The organism is Pseudaeromonas sp. HNCC25DJ180, from assembly GCF_055413345.1.
Map to the genome: position 1 here is coordinate 133,692 of NZ_JBVAYF010000007.1, position 18,640 is coordinate 152,331.

The 18,640-nt window shown below is 52.8% G+C and carries 13 protein-coding genes; 3 read left to right on the plus strand and 10 right to left on the minus strand.

All coding sequences use genetic code 11. The features are described 5' to 3' along the window. Window positions 1-37: 37 nt before the first annotated feature. The 4 genes from pepN to ACZYTD_RS08310 all read right to left on the minus strand — a co-directional run bounded on the left by pepN (window position 38) and on the right by ACZYTD_RS08310 (window position 6,014). The gene (pepN, locus tag ACZYTD_RS08295; RefSeq protein ID WP_463891186.1) at window positions 38-2,662 is read right to left on the minus strand and encodes an aminopeptidase N; all 2,625 of its coding nucleotides are present in this window, start codon (window positions 2,660-2,662) and stop codon (window positions 38-40) included. Between the two features lie 225 nt (window positions 2,663-2,887). Next, window positions 2,888-4,897, minus strand: a complete 2,010-nt coding sequence (prc, locus tag ACZYTD_RS08300) for a carboxy terminal-processing peptidase (protein ID WP_463891189.1) — start codon at window positions 4,895-4,897, stop codon at window positions 2,888-2,890. A 9-nt stretch (window positions 4,898-4,906) separates the two neighbouring features. Continuing rightward, the gene (proQ, locus tag ACZYTD_RS08305) at window positions 4,907-5,464 is read right to left on the minus strand and encodes an RNA chaperone ProQ (protein ID WP_463891191.1); all 558 of its coding nucleotides are present in this window, start codon (window positions 5,462-5,464) and stop codon (window positions 4,907-4,909) included. An 82-nt stretch (window positions 5,465-5,546) separates the two neighbouring features. After that, window positions 5,547-6,014, minus strand: coding sequence for a GAF domain-containing protein (locus tag ACZYTD_RS08310; RefSeq protein WP_463891192.1), 468 nt, complete (start codon window positions 6,012-6,014; stop codon window positions 5,547-5,549). A 464-nt stretch (window positions 6,015-6,478) separates the two neighbouring features. Between ACZYTD_RS08310 and malE the strand changes: the two genes are divergently transcribed. Further along, window positions 6,479-7,813, plus strand: coding sequence for a maltose/maltodextrin ABC transporter substrate-binding protein MalE (gene malE, locus ACZYTD_RS08315; RefSeq protein WP_463891193.1), 1,335 nt, complete (start codon window positions 6,479-6,481; stop codon window positions 7,811-7,813). A 53-nt stretch (window positions 7,814-7,866) separates the two neighbouring features. Here the strand turns inward: malE and tmaR are convergent, their stop codons facing one another. Both tmaR and ACZYTD_RS08325 read right to left on the minus strand, forming a co-directional pair. After that, window positions 7,867-8,193 carry a PTS system regulator TmaR gene (gene tmaR / locus ACZYTD_RS08320; RefSeq protein WP_463891195.1) on the minus strand — a complete coding sequence of 109 codons (327 nt, stop codon included), beginning with the start codon at window positions 8,191-8,193 and terminating at the stop codon, window positions 7,867-7,869. A gap of 252 nt (window positions 8,194-8,445) precedes the next feature. Continuing rightward, a complete protein-coding gene (locus ACZYTD_RS08325; RefSeq protein ID WP_463891196.1) occupies window positions 8,446-9,189 on the minus strand; it encodes a DeoR family transcriptional regulator in 744 nt (247 codons plus the stop codon). Window positions 9,190-9,614: 425 nt separating this feature from the next. Between ACZYTD_RS08325 and purT the strand changes: the two genes are divergently transcribed. Beyond that, window positions 9,615-10,793, plus strand: coding sequence for a formate-dependent phosphoribosylglycinamide formyltransferase (gene purT / locus ACZYTD_RS08330; protein ID WP_463891197.1), 1,179 nt, complete (start codon window positions 9,615-9,617; stop codon window positions 10,791-10,793). Window positions 10,794-10,899: 106 nt separating this feature from the next. Here purT and rnd read toward each other — a convergent pair whose 3' ends face one another. From rnd to ACZYTD_RS08350, 4 genes are all read right to left on the minus strand, one after another. After that, complete coding sequence (rnd, locus tag ACZYTD_RS08335) at window positions 10,900-12,012, minus strand: ribonuclease D (RefSeq protein ID WP_463891198.1); 1,113 nt, start codon at window positions 12,010-12,012, stop codon at window positions 10,900-10,902. Window positions 12,013-12,063: 51 nt separating this feature from the next. Next, on the minus strand, window positions 12,064-13,746 hold the full coding sequence (gene fadD, locus ACZYTD_RS08340; protein WP_463891199.1) for a long-chain-fatty-acid--CoA ligase FadD: 1,683 nt from the start codon (window positions 13,744-13,746) through the stop codon (window positions 12,064-12,066). A 228-nt stretch (window positions 13,747-13,974) separates the two neighbouring features. Next, on the minus strand, window positions 13,975-15,981 hold the full coding sequence (locus tag ACZYTD_RS08345) for a response regulator (RefSeq protein ID WP_463891200.1): 2,007 nt from the start codon (window positions 15,979-15,981) through the stop codon (window positions 13,975-13,977). 1 nt (window position 15,982) lies between these two features. Then, window positions 15,983-17,095, minus strand: a complete 1,113-nt coding sequence (locus tag ACZYTD_RS08350) for an FIST signal transduction protein (RefSeq protein WP_463891201.1) — start codon at window positions 17,093-17,095, stop codon at window positions 15,983-15,985. Window positions 17,096-17,479: 384 nt separating this feature from the next. Here ACZYTD_RS08350 and ACZYTD_RS08355 point away from each other — a divergent pair, with 384 nt between their 5' ends. Then, window positions 17,480-18,637, plus strand: a complete 1,158-nt coding sequence (locus ACZYTD_RS08355; RefSeq protein WP_463891202.1) for a glycosyltransferase — start codon at window positions 17,480-17,482, stop codon at window positions 18,635-18,637. The last annotated feature ends 3 nt before the right edge of the window (window positions 18,638-18,640 follow it).

Consider the following 18,640-nt stretch of genomic DNA (forward strand, 5'->3'; position numbering starts at 1 on the left):
AACCAGGGTGGGGTCCTCCCCCACCCTGCCTAGAGGGTTACTGCGCCAGAGCGCGATCGATTTTTTCCGCCAAATCCCGCGAAAGATCAGGCAGCGCGGCCAGTTGTTGCAGCTCGGCACGGATCAACGCCACTCGCTCCTCATCCAGCCGTTTAAATTGGATAAGAGGGGTGATCATCCGAGCCGCAACCTGGGGGTTGATAGTGTTCAACTGCTGCAGTATCTGGCCCAAGAAACGGTAGCCGCTACCATCCTTGGCATGAAAGGCCAGGGGGTTAGCGGCAGCAAAGGTGCCGATCAGGGCACGCACCCGATTGGGGTTTTTCAGGCTAAAGGCCTGGTGTGCCATCAAGTCTCTTACTCGGTCAAGCACATCCGCAGCCTGACTTGTCGCCTGCAAGCGGAACCAATTGTCCATGACCAAACCATCTTCATGCCACTTATGCTCAAAATCGGCCAAGAGATGGGGTAAGGCAGGCAGCTGACCCAGATTCGCGGCCTGCATGGCTGCCAGCAGATCAGTCATGTTGTTAGCCTGTTCATATTGCGCAAGCACCCAGGTGTTAGCCAAAGCCTGATCCGCTCGGGCCAGGTAAGCGAGCGCCAGATTTGCTAATGCCCGCCTTGCCATCGCCTGCGGCTCTATGCTGTAAGCACCTGAATGGTGATTGCACTGATATAACGTCTTCCACTGCTCCTGCAAGACCACTGCCAGACATTGCAAAAGATGCTCACGAACCCGATGAATAGCCTCTATATCGACCCGTTCGAACTGCTCTGCCAAGGCGGTTTCACTGGGAATGGTCAAGATCTCGACCAGTAGCGCCTTATCCAGTTCGGTGTCTGCCACTAGATGCTCGAATGCGTGCAATAGTGTGACAGGCTCAGGCAAAGGCTCCCCTTGCAAACAAGCCGCGACCGCACTCTTGAGGTACTTGTTAACCAGCATTTGTCCGGCATCCCAGCGCGCAAATTCATTCTGGGCAAAGCGCAGCAGGAAGCTCAGTTCATCGTCGCTATAGGGGTAATCCAGTTTGACCGGTGCGGAGAAATTCTGCAGCAAAGAGACAATCGGCTGTTCATGAATATGATCGAACACAAAGGTCTGCTCATCCGCCGTCACCTCCAGCAGATCGGCCACAGCTTCACCTTGATGAATGAGGGGCAAGCAAGTTCCATCCTGACCATAGAGAGCAATGCTCAATGGAATATGCAATGGCAGCTTGTCACTCTGCTGGGCGGTAGCTGGGGTAAACTGAGAGACCTGCAAGCGGTACTGTGCCAGCTCGGGAACATAGTTACCCCGCACGGTCAGGATCGGCGTCCCCGCTTGGGAATACCAACGGCGGAATTGCCCAAGATCCCGACCCGAGGCGGCCTCCATGGCCAGCACAAAGTCTTCACAGGTTGCCGCCTGACCATCGTGCTGGGCGATGTAGTGCCGCATCCCCTGCTGGAACCGCTCCTCGCCCAACAGGGTATGGAGCATGCGGATCACTTCCGCCCCTTTTTCATACACAGTCAGGGTGTAAAAGTTATTCATCTCAATGACAACATCGGGACGAATGGGGTGTGCCATGGGCCCCGCATCCTCAGCAAATTGTGGCCCGCGCATGACGCGCACATTGCCGATGCGATGGACGGCTCTTGAACCCAGATCCGCAGAAAACTCCTGATCGCGGAAAACCGTCAGCCCCTCTTTGAGGCTGAGCTGGAACCAATCTCGACAGGTGATCCGGTTGCCTGTCCAGTTATGGAAATATTCATGACCGATCACCCGTTCAATATCAAAGTAATCGGTATCGGTTGCGGTCGCCGGATTAGCCAACACAAATTTCGAGTTGAATACGTTGAGGCCCTTGTTCTCCATGGCCCCCATGTTGAAGAAATCAACCGCCACTATCATGTAGATATCCAGGTCATACTCCAGCCCGAAGCGCTGCTCATCCCAGGCCATGGACTTCTTCAGACTATGCATGGCATGTTCGGCACGAGACAGATTACCCTTATCGACATAGAGCTCGAGCGCGACCTTACGCTTGCTGCGGGTGATGAATTCGTCACGCAGCACATCGAAATCCCCTGCTACCAAGGCAAACAGGTAGCAAGGTTTGGGGAACGGATCTTGCCAAGCGGCCCAATGACGACCATCGGCCAGCTCACCTGAGCCAGTTCTATTGCCATTGGAGAGCAAGAAGGGATATTGGGTTTTATCGGCCGTGATACGGGTCGTGAATTTAGCCAATACATCCGGCCGATCCAGATAGTAGGTGATCCGCCGGAAGCCTTCGGCTTCACACTGGGTGCAAAATGCCGCCCCCGACTTGTATAGCCCTTCCAATGCACTGTTCGCTGCTGGATTAAGCACAGTTTCGATGGTCAAGACAAATTCATCGGGCAATTCAGACAAGATAAGCTGGCCTGGTTCTAACCGGTATTGGCTATAGGGGGCGCCGTTCAAGAGAATCCCCTGCAGCACAAGCGCCTCACCATCCAGGATCAAGGGATCATTATGCTGCCCATTACGACGGATATGGCTGATGGCGACAACCCGAGTCTCTGTCTCTGTCAGCTGAAAATCCAGATCCAAGGTGTCAATCCAGTAGCGAGGCGCCTGGTAATCGAGACGGTACTTTTGTTGTGTGTGAATAGATGAGGTCATATGAATACCCATTCTGCAGGTTGGTGTTGATACTGGTTGATTATCTTTTAAAAGAAAAATAAAACCCAATAGCTTACCAATAAATACCAACTTGGGAGTGAAAGTGATGTTTGATGAAAAGTGCGCCGCCAGATCACACCTAGCATGTGCAAGCGATTGAATTTTGATCCCCTAACCTAACAAAAAGAGCGCCTCGCGGCGCTCATTTTTGTTATTTACTCGTCATCAAGAGCGGGATAACACCACCAAATCAGCAGTGATATTGGCCGCCTCCTGCAGGTAGCCATCAGGGAATTTTATCTCTGTTGGCAACTCTTCAACCTTCTTGATCGGCGGTTTACCCATGCGCACCAGACGTTCGTTGATGCGATCAAGGGAACGCTTATCCAACGCATCTCGCTCCTTGATCCGCTCCGCTTCATTCAGGGAGACTGTCTTCTTGGCTTTTTCGCTCTGATACCAAGCAATATCATCCTGCACATAGCGGAACTCCGGCTCATGCGAAACACGTTGATCATGTTGTTTGCGCAACATTGGCAATATTTTGTCAAAATGTCCCAACAACTGATAACTGGCAGGTTCAATGCTGTCCCAAGGCAACGCATTGGGCTCGACACTTTCCCCGGTTTCACTCGGATCGATTAACGCGGGAAATGCAATATCAGGAACCACGCCTTTATGCTGAGTACTGCCGCCATTGATGCGGTAAAACTTGGCAATGGTGTATTGCACATGACCCAGCTCTTTGTCATAGAAGTCATAGACCTTGGTCAACCCTCTATGTTGCTGAACTGTACCCTTACCATAGGTATTTTCGCCCAGGATCAAGGCACGACCATAATCGTTCAACGCCGCAGAGAAGATCTCGGAAGCTGAGGCACTATAGCGATCCACCAACACTGTCATAGCACCGTCATAGTAACTCTTGCCATCATTATCTTCATTGACCGTGATACGACCCATGCCGTCACGGATCTGTACAACTGGCCCACTCTTCATAAACAAGCCGGTGAGATCCGTAGCCTCCGTCAAAGCCCCGCCACCGTTGCCGCGCAGATCCATGAGTAGACCATCAATCTTGTCGGCCTTGAGCTTGGCCAACTCGTTGATCACATCCAGATGCAGATTGACATAGAAGCTGGGGATCTCTATCACCCCAATCTTTTTACCTTCAGCATCCATAACATGAGACTTGGCGGCTCTGTCTTCCAGTCTGACTTTATCACGAACAATTTCAACTACTTGCGATTGACGTGCGCCACCCGTACCACGCATGATCTCCAAACGGACCTTGGAACCTTTTGGTCCCTTGATGAGATCCACCACCTCATCAAGACGCCAGCCAATGATATCGACCATCTTGCCATTGTCTTGTGCAACACCGGTGATCTTATCCTCAGGCTTGAGCTGTTTGGATTTATCGGCCGGCCCACCAGGAACGAGGGAGCGAACCACGGTGAAGTCATCATCCGCTTGCAACACAGCCCCTATGCCTTCTAATGAGAGGTTCATCTCATTATTGAAACGCTCAGCATTGCGTGGTGAAAGATAGCTAGTATGAGGTTCAATGGCTCGAGCGAAGGAGTTTTCAACGGTCTGGAATACATCTTCACTCTCACTCTGACTGAGGCGCTTGATGGCATTCTGATAGCGTTTGGCCAGTAACTCTTTGATCTCAGGCCACTCTTTACCTGCCAGCTTCAAGCTCAGAGCATCGTATTTGACGCGTTGGCGCCATAATTCATCCAGCTCAGCCGTGCTAGCCGGCCATTTGGCGCCTTTACGTTCGAACTGGTAGCTGTCTTGGGAAGTAAAATCGAAGGGCTTATCCAATAAACTCAAGGCATAGACCAGACGCTCATAGCGGCGCTGAGTGCTCAGATTGTACATGGCATAAACCACGGCCAAATCACCGTCGCTCAGGGCATTGTCCAACTGTTTTTTATAACTCTGAAAGCCATCGATATCTGACTGCAGAAACAGATTACGGCTGTAATCGAGAGCTTCCAGGTAGAGATTAAAAATCTTCTCCGAAAACGCATCATCCAGCCGTATCTGTTTGTAGTGGCTGCGGGTGAAAAGAGCGGTTATTCGCTTGCTTGCCGTAGCATGCTGCTCTTCCTGGGTCAGTTTAGGAATATCTGTCGGCTTTATCGACGGCTCAATAGCCATCGCCACCCCAGCAAGAGAGAGTGCTAGCCCAAGGACAGACAAACGAATAATGCGTTTTCTCAAAGGCTTCTCCTAGAGAACAATACGATCTACTTTAACTCGGACAACCATGCCAGTTGCAAGTTGCACCTGAATATCATCCTTATCCACTTCTTTGATCGTTGCGGGCACAGGTGATTTACCGACAACAACCTTGACTGCTTGACCTGTACTAAGAGAGGTAGGATCAATTTTAGGACGAGCGGGGCGCCGGGGCTTAGCCGCTGGTTTTTCTGCATCGGGGCGGCGACGAGAGGCAAACACCTTGTCCTTGCTCTCTTTCAACGCTTCCTTGGCATGGGTGACATGTTCTTCAGTCAAGATGCCACATTCATTGCCATCCAAGTCCACACGGATCGAGCCAGCTTTGATGCCATGCAGATAGCGCCAGCTAGAGGTATATTGCCGGAGTGCCGAACGTAGCAGGGTCTTGGACACCCGAGCATCGTCTACCAATCTGGCAGCCAAATCCTGGAAGATACCTATTTTCAATGGCTTAGCTTCACCTTCTGCAATAAAGCAGGCAGGAAAAAGCTCACAGAGGTAAGCAATCAACTCTTTGCTGTTTTTCAGTTTTTCGTTGTTTTCCATGTAAAACCTTGGATAAAAAAGGGAGATCCCCGAGCTAAATCAACGGCCTATTATAAAGGCATGTCGGCCAATTGCGAGCACGTTACCCAGCCCAATTCAATTTTTTCAACTCGTTGACAATAAGCTCAAGACCAGCTTGGTCTTCCGCGTCGAAACGATCGAGGTTTGGGCTATCGATATCTAATACCGCAACCACCTTTTGTCCCACGAGAACAGGCAACACTATCTCTGAATTACTGGCTGAATCACAACTAATATGGCCAGCAAACAGATGCACATCGGCAACCCGCTGCACCAAGCCGGTTGCCGCAGCCGTACCACAGACACCGCTACCGACTGGAATCCGTAGACAAGCAGGTTGCCCTTGGAAAGGACCCAATACAAGCACCCCCTCCACCTTGAGCAAATAGAAGCCCACCCAATTGATATCCTGCAGCCCCCCCTTCAACAGGGCACTGACATTGGCCAAATTTGCAATCAGATCGGGCTCACCCGCCACCAAGGCTCGGAGCTGACCTACTAATGATTCATACAGCTCACGCTTACGCATGCCAACACTCCATTAATAGTGTGGCGGCTACCATAAACTTTGTCTTGGTAGGTGACAATCCCTAGCTCTCGAGATCCCTAATTCTCATCAATATGCAGTGAAAAGAGATAAGCAAACTGGCAACTCACTAGCCGCTAGCTACACTAAGACGTAGGTAAGCACTCTCTTTCCATGCATTTGGGCTCTTACGAGCCCATTCCCCTGAGCCAGGTACAAGGATTTCGTACCTGGCCTTTTTTTGCCCCAAACATACCCCTCCCGAATTCCTACTCCGGTAACGCCTCAACTTCAGCGCGGATTATCACGCGAATAGCCCATTGACAGCCAACAAGAGGCAGAAAATTACTACAACGGCATGATTTTTATGGAAAAAACATCTTGATAGCATCACATGGTCATCATTTGTGACCTCGCTCTTTTCTCACCACCATGCCTTATTTAATTCACCTTCAAGGATGAAAATAATGAAACAGTTAGCCGCCATAGGACTTTGCCTCTCTTCCTGGCTTGCAGGCATAGCACCAGCCTACGCAACTGATCACGATACCCTGCTCTATCGGCTGCATCACACCACAGCCGGTTCCCATCCCTATATTCAGAAACTCGTTCATGACCAGCTGATACTGCGTAATCAAGCCAGTCAACGCCTGCAACGATGCCTCCTTCGTATTGATGATATGGCACCTAAACACGCCGATTTAGTCTTGTATGTAAATTATGATCGAGGCTGGCATGCCATGCAGAAAGTAGCCAATTGCTACGGTGAAGAGCGTGGCACACGGATACGAGTTGAGATTTCACCCGCAGGCGAAAATCTGGCTTCCAATTTTGAACAGCGTATGGCCACAGGCAACGGCCCCGATATCATTCTCTGGGCTCACGATCGAGTGGGCGACTGGGCCAAACGTGGTTATTTACAGCAGATCAACCCCCATATTCTACTGAAGCACTCCATTCCCCTACCCACTTGGGAAGCGGGCAAGTATCAGGGTAAGTATTATGGCTACCCGGTTGCGATGGAAAGTTCCGCTCTTATTTACAACAAAGAGCTCTTACCCTCGGTGCCAAGTAGCATAGAAGCCTTCGCCACGCTGGGACTGCCAAGTGGGATCAGACCACTGGAGTGGGACTATAAAAATACCTACTTCACCCAAGGCTTGTTAGCCGCAGGTGGTGGTTATGCGTTCAAGCAGAACAGCTCAGGGTGGGATGCCAAAGATACTGGCGTCAATAACGGTGGTTCAGTCGTTGGCCTGCAAACCATCACCAACTTGATCAATAGTGGCGGGCTCAGTCCCCAGGCCGATTATGGCTCTGCCATGGATGGCATGCTCACTGGCCAAGTGGCCGCCATCATCAATGGTCCATGGGCATGGAAAACCCTGCAGGAAGCGGGCGTAAATTTTGGGGTTGCGCCACTACCAAGTGTCGCGGGACAGCCAGGTAAACCCTTTGTCGGCGTATTGACCTACCTCATAACGAGTCAGAGCCACTATCCAGCGGATGCCAAACGTTTCCTGGAAAACTACCTGTTGACCGAACAAGCCATCGCCCTGGTAGACGAGGAGTGGGCGCTTGGTGGGGTACTTAATATCAGTTATGTGCTGAATGATGCCCGGAATCCACTCATTCTGGATAGTTTGCAAGCCAGTCTGGCTGGGCAATTGATGCCTAACATTCCAGAAATGAGTAAGTTCTGGAGTGCCATGCCAGCCGCCATCATCTCCGCCACCAATGGCAGTAACTCAGCCAAGGTGGCGCTAGATCAGGCAGCCAGCCAGATACAAGCCGCTGAGTAAACCAACAAAAAAGGCCAGTCTCATGGACTGGCCTCTTCTCATGGGCTAGCGCTTCAAGCCTGTTGCTTATCTTTACCCAACTCCACCAGCTTCTGACTCAAGTCGCGGCGTTCTTTGGATAGTTCGGCATTTTTGATCACATACTCATCCACGCGATCTTCGTAATCACTCTTCATGCTGCTGATGATTGCCTGGATCTCCTGCACACTCATGCCAGGCTTGATGTACTCTTCCAAGTTATCGAGCAGCAATACCCGCTTCTGGTTATCGCGGATCTTTTTCTCATTGTCGGTGATTTCACGCTTGAGTTTGTTCTTACGGCGAGACATACGAACATACTCCAGCACATCAGCAAACGACGATTTATTCACGTTTTCCATAGTGACACCAGTACCTTGATGATGAAAAGAAATTGAGAATGGAGCGGACCATGAACACCTTACCGTGGAAAGGTTTTCAATTGTGGTCCAAAGCCCTCCAATACTTCGTTTACTCTACTCAACTTGCCTTTAGAAACAACAAGAAACCCTGTTTAGTAACGCTATGTTACATCTCATCCCGATATGGAAAGAACGACTCAGAGTTGCAGCGCCCCCCTAACCAAGACTCATATTTGGCCAAGGCAGGCCAGATCAATCAACCTTGATGACCTCGACGGTCTGATTACTCAACCAATGTTCATCTGCAACCGGCAACCCAGTATCTGTGATCACTCGCTTGATGCGGGTCAGAGGCCCTATCGCACCGGGATGGATCCGCCCAAACTTACTGGAATCCGTCAGTATGATGTTTTCCTGTCCCTTGGAGAGAATAGTATTGGCTACATCGGCACGCATCATATTGCGATTGGTAAAACCCGTGTCGATATGAAAGCCATCGACCCCAATAAAAGCCTTACTGAAGTGCACATGCTGAATACACAGCCGAGTCAGTGGGCCAACTAGGCTCTCACTGGTCGCCTGATATTGCCCACCCAATAAAATGACCTCGCTACGTGCCTGCCTGAGCTGATGTGCAATATAGGAGCTGGAGGTAATAATGGCGGTATCCCCTCGCTCACCCAGTAACTTGGCTAAGATCGCATTGGCACTACCGCCTTCGATGAGTACTGTCTCACCCGGCGCAACCAAGCTGGCAGCCTTCTCCGCCAGATGAAGTTTGATCTTGCTGCGAGCCCATAACCTATGATCCGGATCATCACTATCCACCCGGGTAGCCGCACCATGGATACGCTTTAAAAAACCTTGTTCTTCAAGATAGTTCAGATCCTGGCGGATGGTGACTTCAGACACACCAACCTGTTCCGCTAGTTCAACAACGGTTATCCGCCCGCGTTCATTGACTAATTCTAGAATTGCTGAATGTCTCGGGTGCATTACACACTCTCTTTTTTGTTATTTAGATGGCCCGAGCGAGGCTAATCTCCTCTCGCCCCCTGAGCTGTGATGGACTTAATCGTAACCCAAGCTGAGAAATTAGTGACCCCCTATATTTGGATAATCTGATTTAAAATCTGCAGACTGTCAGATGAAAATAATAAAAACATAGGTAACATCACTATTTATTTTACCCTTAAGGAAAAACAGCCAACTGTCACTCCAGATAAGGCTCAGTAAAACCCCTGAGGTAAAACGCTGGTGCATCAAGCGCCATAAGCCCTACGACTTGGATGTCATTAAGTAATAGCGTGACCGGATGCTCCACCGATTGATAGACTTGGCTCACAGTGCTTAAGTGAGTATGATGCGCCGAATTTTATCTCTTCCCGCTACGCCTCGGCGCAATACCCTAAGGAGTCCCCATGTTTGGAACCCCCCATAGTCAATCTGCTACCCGCGCCCTGCTACTGGGCTCAGGCGAGCTAGGTAAGGAAGTCGCCATCGAGCTGCAGCGTCTGGGGATCGAAGTCATTGCGGTCGATCGTTACGCCAATGCCCCCGCCATGCAGATAGCCCACCGTCACCATGTGATCAGCATGCTCGATGCTCAAGCACTGCGGCAGCTCATTGAGTTAGAGCGGCCCCACTACATCATTCCCGAGATAGAGGCGATCGCCACCGATACCTTACTGGAGCTAGAGCAAGAGGGCTTCAATGTGGTGCCAACAGCCAGGGCAACGCGTTTGACCATGGATCGCGAAGGGATCCGTCGTCTGGCCGCCGAGACGCTGGGGCTGGCCACCTCCCCCTATCAATTTGCCGATAACGAAGCCGACTATCAGCAAGCCATTGCCCAGATTGGTACACCTTGTGTGGTCAAACCTGTCATGAGCTCGTCTGGCAAGGGACAGAGTGTGGTGCGAAGCATCGAGCAGGCGACCGTCGCGTGGCACTATGCCCAAGAGGGCGGTAGAGCTGGACGCGGTAAAGTCATAGTGGAAGGGTTTGTCCCCTTCGATTATGAGATCACGCTACTGACAGTCAGTGCGGTGGATGGTATCCATTTTTGCGACCCCATTGGCCATCGCCAGGAAGAGGGCGATTACCGGGAGTCTTGGCAACCGCAACAGATGAGTGCTGCGGCGCTGGCTAAGGCACAGCATATTGCCCGTGAAGTCGTCATGGCCCTCGGCGGTTATGGGCTGTTTGGCGTCGAACTGTTTATCCAGGGTGACAACGTCTATTTCAGTGAAGTATCGCCACGACCACATGACACCGGCATGGTCACGCTGATATCCCAGGATCTTTCCGAATTTGCCCTGCACGTTCGCGCCATATTGGGCTTGCCCATTGGCCAGATCACGCAATATGGCCCCGCCGCCTCGGCGGTCGTACTCCGCGAGGGCGAGTCCAGCGATATTCGCTATGGCAACCTGGCTCAGGCACTGCAGCTAGTGCCCGGCGCCCAACTGCGGCTGTTTGGTAAGCCGGAGATCCATGGCCGCCGTCGCCTAGGGGTCGCCCTGGTCCGGGCCCAGAGTATAGACCTAGCCATCAGCCAAGCGCTGCAGGTCGCGGCAGCGGTTGATGTCGCTTGCTAACGTTGCCACGGCAAAAAAGAAAAACCGAGGCAAGCGCCTCGGTTTTTTTGCATCATGGATAATGAGGTCAAAACAACCCCTGCCTAGTTTTCAAACCGCCAAGTTTTCAAACCGTCAGGTCGCCCAGCACTTCACTGCGCCATCCGGTCAACAACCGAGGCAATCCGATCAGGGTCTTCTGTTCATCGGAACACTTCCATAACCAGCTAAGGTATTGATGGATCATCTTTTTCGATGCCAACAATTCCACGGGCAACTGCTCTCGCGCCGCCGCGGCTTCCACCTTGGTGCGCAGTCGTTTCAGCTCCGCCTTGTAATGGGGAAAGTCAACCAAGCGCTGCAGGCGCTGGGGCCAGGTTGCCGGATCACTCGCCTGTGCCTCCTCAATGAGACGCAGCAGGGTCTTGCCATGGTTACGGATTTCCGGCTGCAACAACCCCAGTTGATCCAGCTCGCGCAAAGAGGTCGGTTGCTGCTGGGCACACTTGAGCAGGTGCAGCTCCTTAACCACAAAATTCAGCGCCAAATCCCGTCGTTTGGCTTCATCTTCCCGCCAAATGGCTAGGTGCTGCAGTATGGCCAGCTCCTTGCGCCCCAACTGCCAGGCATTGCCAATATCCTTGTAGGCTTCTGCCGGGTCATCCTGGGCCAACTTACGTTGCACGAGCGCGGCACACTCCTCCTCGAACCAGGCATGGCGCCCCGTGAGGGTCAGTCGTTGCTGCAACTTTTCATACATAGGCAGCAGATAGAACACATCTGCCGCCGCATACTGCAGTTGCTTCTCGGTGAGCGGACGTGCCAGCCAATTGGTCCTAGCCTGATCCTTATCCAGCGTGATCGAGAGCAGCTCCTGGCTCAGGGCATTAAAGCCTATCGACAGACCTTGCCCGGTGAGGGCGGCCGCCAGCTGGGTATCATGCGTCCGCCAGGGCATGGCGTGCGCCTGATGATGAATAAGTTCCAGATCCTCACTGGCGGCATGCAATACCACCACCTGCCCAGGTTGCTGGAGACGGGCCCAAAGTGGAGTCATGTCGGCAACGGCCACAGGATCAATCAGTGCCAGCTCTTGCCCATCAAATAGCTGAAACAGGCCCAATTGTGGATAATAGGTACGGGTGCGCACAAACTCGGTATCGATGGCCAGCGGGCCGGGGGCGAGGCGTGAACAGAGTGCAGCGAGCTCAGCACTCTGGGTAATAATTTGATATTGCATGGGTCTATCCATGTTACCAAGGAAGAAAAATCTCCCTCAGTCAGAAGGGGATCAGGAAGGCGTCTGGTTGAGCGCTTCGTCACGTAGGACTCGACGCAGTATCTTGCCCACGTTGGACTTCGGCAGCTCACTGCGAAATTCTACCAGTTTAGGCACCTTGTACGCAGTTAAATGTTTGCGACAGTGGGCAATCAAGGTGGCTTGATCCAGTGAGGGATCCCGTTTGATGACGATGATCTTGACCTGCTCTCCGGTCAGTTCGCTGGGAACGCCGATCGCCGCCACTTCCAATACTTTGGGATGCATGGTGACCACATCCTCAATTTCGTTGGGATAGACATTGAAACCCGAGACCAGGATCATGTCCTTCTTCCTGTCGACAATCTTGATGAAGCCCTGCTCCTGCCACACCACCACATCACCGGTACTGAGCCACCCCTCCTTCATCACTTCTGCCGTAGCCTCCGGGCGCTGCCAGTAACCGCGCATCACCTGAGGACCCCGGACCTGCAACTCCCCCGGCACATTAAGCGCGGTGATCTCCTGCCCCAGCTCATCCATGATCCGTATATCCGTCGAGCAGACGGGCAACCCGATGGAGCCATTATACTGCTCCAGATCATAAGGACAGACAGTGACCAGAGGCGAACACTCCGTCAGACCATAACCTTCTAGCAACCTGGTGCCGGTGACGCTCTGCCAGCGCTCCGCCACCGCATGCAACACGGACATGCCCCCCCCTATGACCAGTCGCAATTCAGACATGCGCAGCGCGCAAAACTCGGCATTGTTGAGTAAGGCGTTAAACAGCGTGTTGACCCCCGTGATGCAAGTAGGTTGATACTTTTTCAACTCTCGAACAAAGCCCGGTATGTCTCGTGGGTTGGTAATGAGCAGATTGCAGGCACCAATACGCAAAAAGAGCAGCCCATTTACCGTGAGTGCAAATACGTGGTACAGAGGCAAGGCCGTGACGACAAACTCCCGCCCCTCCTGCAGTACAGGCCCATAAACGCCAAGGCACTGCTCCACGTTCGCCAACAGGTTACGGTGTGTGAGCATAGCCCCTTTTGCCACGCCTGTGGTGCCACCGGTATATTGCAAAAAAGCCAAATCATGGCCAGTGAGATGGGGTTTGACATATTGCATGCGCCGCCCCTGATCTAGCGCCCGGCGAAATGAAATCGCATTGGGCAGATCGTACTTGGGTACCAGCTTTTTGATGTATTTGACGACGAAATTGACCAGGGTGCCTTTGGCAAAGCCAAGATGATCGCCCATGCGTGTCAGGATCACATGCTTGACCCCGGTACGATAGACCACCTTCTCCAGGGTATTGGCGAAGTTGGAGACGATAACAATAGCCTTGGCTCCGGAATCTTTAAGCTGATGCTCTAGCTCCCGTGGAGTATAGAGGGGGTTAACATTGACGACTATCAGCCCCGCACGCAATGCGCCAAATAACGCAATGGGATATTGCAGCAGATTGGGCAGCATCAGGGCGACTCTATCCCCCTTCTCCAGATGTAACTGCTGCTGTAGATAGGCAGCAAAGGCTCGCGACTGAGCCTCTAACTCGCGAAACGTGAGGAGTTGCCCCATGTTGATGTAAGCGGGTTGGTCGCTAAAACGGGCCACGGCAGCTTCAAACATCTCCACCAGCGAGGCATAGCTGTCAGGATTGATCTCAGCCGGCACGCCTGGGGGATAACGCTGCAGCCAAAATTTTTCCACTATCCTCTCCTCTATTTCAACCTGGTGGGCAGATACTACATGACACAAACCTTGAGATAGACTCACTCCAGTATGAACACTAATCTTGAGTTAACATCCTAGAAGAAACCGGTCTGTTTAGAAGCGCGTGGATTTTACTGTCTTATAAGAAAATTTCGACATAAATCCACATACCCATGCTCAGATATCACAATCAGCCGCTCGCACCCGCTGCCCAGCGGAACAGGCTCAGATCCTATCCGGCAAGATAACGGCCTCCCTGAGCTGATGCAGCGTGTTCGCCACCAATCCTACTAACGCACTCAACCCTATTTCGGCCGCCGCCCGATCCTGCTGTCGACAGCGCTGTTCCAATCCCGAGGCAGCCTGATATAACGCCTGGGCACCTAAAGAGCCCGAGCTACTTTTGATCGCATGAGCATAAGCGCTGGCAGAGGACCACTCGCTATGATGAATAGCCTGAGCCAACTGGCTCTGCAGTCGGACTAGCTCATCGGTAAATAGCTCGACTATCCCTTGCAGGGCCTCGGGTGTGATCTCTGAGCCCAAGGCGCTCAAGGCTTGCTCATCCAACAACATAGGGGATGACGCGGCCGATGCCACCCCATCAATGGCCCCACCAAGCGGGCTAGCGGGTTCAAGCCATCGACTCAACATTTCATGCAGCTGAGGCCGACGAATGGGTTTGGTCAGATAATCATTCATGCCCGCATTCAGGCAACTGGCTCTATCTTGCGCCAAGGCATGGGCTGTCATCGCCACAATGGGTAATTGGCCATAGCAACCGCCCAACTGACGAATAGCTCGGGTCGCCTCCAGACCATCCATACCCGGCATAGAAATATCCATGAGGATCAAATCAAAGGGCTGCTGAACCACCAGCTGGATAGCCTCCTCGCCGCTCTGCGCAATCCAAATCTCACACCCCACCTTTTCCAATAAATTGCGCGCTACCATCTGATTGGTTGGGCTATCTTCCACCAGCAATACCTTGCCCTTGAAACGCACCGACACCGGAGGCGCACTCGGCACAAACTCCCCTTGGGGTTCAGTCAGCGGCAAGGTAAACCAGAAACGGCTACCGACGCCCAGGGCCGAGTCCAGACCAAAGGCCCCCCCCATGAGCGTAACCAACCGAGCGACTATGGCCAAACCGAGCCCGGTGCCGCCATACCGGCGATTCAAACCGGGATCGATCTGGTGAAATTCGGTAAACAGCTTCTCCTGCTCATGGGTGGCAATGCCAATACCGCTGTCCTCCACCAGGAAGCGCAACGGTGCTGCCGAGCCCACCTCTTTGCTGATGACCAGACGAACAAAACCCTGATCGGTAAACTTGATGGCATTGGTCAATAAATTTTGTAATACCTGACGCAAACGCGATGGATCAGTTTCCACCACATCGGGCGCCAAAGGCGATAACTCCAAGGAAAATTGCAACCCTTTGGCTTGAGCCTGTTTGCCATAGAGATCCTGCAGCCCATCGAGTAACGAGCGCAGATGAAATGGCACGGCCACAAAATCCAACTTGCCCGCCTCGATTTTGGAAAAATCCAACACGTCATTGACCAGCTGGAGCAGGGCACTCCCCCCGGCACAGATGCCTCGAACCAGAGTTTGTTGTTTCTCATCCAACTGACTCTCGAACAGGAGTTCAGAGAGGTTAATCACCGCATTGAGCGGTGTGCGAATTTCATGGCTGATGGTCGCCAAGAAGTGGCTCTTAGCCTTATTGGCACTCTCGGCCTCATCCCGCGCCCGGCTCATGGCTTGCTGCGCCAGTTCCAGTGACTGATACTGCTGGCAAGCTTGCACGGCACACGCCAGCTTTTCCACCAAGGGACCAATTTCACGGTACAGGGGATACGTTAGCGGATTACCCCGCCCCAATAACAAGATACCGTAGGTTTTCAGGGGCCAGGCATAGTAAGAGTGGGCTTCAGGCTCACCGCATAACGGAACAGGAAACGACGCCCCGGCTTCAAACAGATCAATGGCCTTGGCCATGGCTCGATGCAATCCCTGATTGCGCATGGCGGCATGGGGGAGAATTGAGCGGGGAGTGAAAAAACCACACTCGTCATCATGTAATAAGAGCGCGGCCGTACAGCAACCCAGTCCGCGGACAAAAATGGGTAAACACTCACGCAGCATGCCATTAAGCTCAAGAGTAACGCCTATAGACATGGCAATCTCATGCAATACTTCCTGCTCGATAAGACCCTTATGGTTCATATCACAGTAGTCCCACTACGGCGGTTTTATTAAACAACTCCAGATAGTCTTGCCCACAGTTGGCAATTTCGCCAAGGCTCAACACACCCACCATGGGCAAGTCGGTACGCACACTCTTTAATTCAGCATCGAATTGATCCTGTAAAAATAGGTAACGGGAGACACAATCTACAAATAACATCATTTGCGGCGCTGCGGCACCAAACGAGCGTTTGGCCAGGCGACTGGCATGGCGCGCCGCCTGGATAAGCGTGGTTGGTTCTCCATGCATGATGTGGACATACGCCCCCCGACGCACTTCCCCCACACAGGTAAGCGCCCCGCCATCGCAAGAGATGGGATCCCGGATCACCATCTCCTCCGCCAGTTTAGCGATGCCAAAAGGATAAGACTTGGCCAACGCCAGAAACTCCCTCGGCTTGAAGCGCTGCCCGGCATGGGCCTCGACGATCTGACGATAAACATCAAAGGCTGGCTGCCAATCCAGCGAGATGATGCGGTTCTTATCTACCTCGGTCACCTTGAAGGCACCGGAAATGGGCTCCCAACCATGAGCCACCCCCACCCCACACTTGCAATCGGCCAGGGCAAGCACAGCCGCATCCTGCAACACCCCCTGGGGAGTGATGACACAGGGCATGCGTTCAAAACTGAGGCCGCCACAGCCCCCCCCTATATAGTTAATTTCCAGACCAAACTCATTGAAGAGCCCCAGGATCAGCTGGTTGATGTTCGCCGATAGGCCATCGACAAAGGTGAAGAGCGTCTGCTCGCTCTCGGCTTTCAAAGGCAAAATATCCAGTAAAGTGCTATCGAGGGTCGCCCCTCCCTCTTCGTTTAACTGGCGGATCACGGCGATAGCCACCGCAAAAGGCAACCCCAACAGCATGGCACCGTGCAATTGCAGCTGGTCGGCATGGATCACCCCGGCAAAGATACCGCCAAACACCGGCTTGCCAGCCTGTAACAGCATGGGATCCAGCGCCGTAGCGGCAAAGGCGTTGTTGGAGGGAAGGAGCATCAGGATTGAGGCTACTTGCTCATCGGCCAGCAGTTGCTGCAAGGCGGCCTCTATAGCCGCCAGATCATCGCCCTTCACCGTCAACAGACGCATATAGTTTCTTCTCCAAATTTCCGATGAAGAGGGCCATGAATCAGCCCATCCCGCTTTCCCTACATAGGTTGTGGCTCAACCCGAGGAACCATGCCAGCCCTGAACCGCAGTTTTAATGGCCAAACCCTATTATTGTGATCTCCCCACCGTAACGCGGCGCTTGCCACCCCGGCTCGCCATAGCAATGAGCAGAGCGCCTGGGTATTCGCCTGCAATTAGCGATGCAAATTGCAATCGAACTAGCGAGCATGGGCATAACCGAATCACTCAGTGCTGGTATCAAATTGATAATTAACGAATTAAATCCCGCAGAAAACTTGGCCCAAGATCTGCTTTATACCCGCAAGAGAGATCTATGCTCGTCACCTATGCAAGCGAGGCCACATGATGAAACGAGATCTGGTTGTGATTGGTCACCCTATGGCCTCGATTGCTAGCGAGGAGCAGCATCTGCTCAGCTATTTAATGCGCAATAGGAAGGTACTCTGGGTCAATCATGACCAGGAGAAGGGCATGTTCGGCACACCTGCCAGAGGCGAGCCCACCCCATCCCCGGAACCGCGGCGACCTCTTGTCTGTGAGTTCACGCCTCACCATCTGATCCACACCAGCACTTCATGGCTACATGGTTTGGATCAGCATCTGCTCAGGTTACAAGTACAACGCATGATGCAAAGCCAGAAGATCCAGCATCCCATACTGTGGGTGAACTCGGTGGCAGGTGGCGAGTTGGCGGCTAAGTTAGCCGGACATAAGGTGATCTATTTTTGTAGTGAAGCCGTGCCGCAATGGCCTGTTGCTAGCCGTCAACTCTGGTTGCAACGCCAGGCCGAGCTGGTGGCTAAGGCCGATCTGATCCTGGCCACAGATCCGGCGCAAGTCAGTCGCTTTCCCGCCCATAAAACCTGCTTGCTAAATACTAGTCTGCCACCGCTACCGCCTGCGATGCCTCGTCCTAAAGATCTGCCCCGAGGCCGTCCCATCGCTGGTTTTTATGGCACCCTGGATGACCGACTGGATTGGGACTTTCTGGCCCAGGCAGCTCGCTCTAGGCCTGATTGGTACTGGGTCTTGATCGGCCCCAACAAGAGCCAACGGCTGACAGAGATATTGCGCCACAAGAATATCTTCTGGCTGGGAGAGAAATGTTATGACGAGCTGACCGCCTACCTGCCCCATTGGCAACTGCTGCTGCTGCCCTATCTTACGACCACCAGCGCGCAACCCTACAATCCGCTCAAGCTGAATGAATATCTTTCCCTGGATAAACCCGTGGTCATGACCACACCCCTACCCCAGGAAAATGGCTTTCGACCGCTAGTCAGCCGCGTCCATAACGCCACTGAGCTGGCCGAACTCCTGCCGGTACACTACTTCATCGCCCAAGAGCCCGCTCCTGCCGGTGATCACCCCAGCTATGAGTGGAAGGGATTATTAGCCAAGCCCAGTCTGGGTAAAGGGAGCCCCCCAACGCACGCGATCAACTGGGAGCAACAAGCGGCCACCCTGGCTGGCCTGCTGGATGCAGAGAGCAAACCCTGAGGC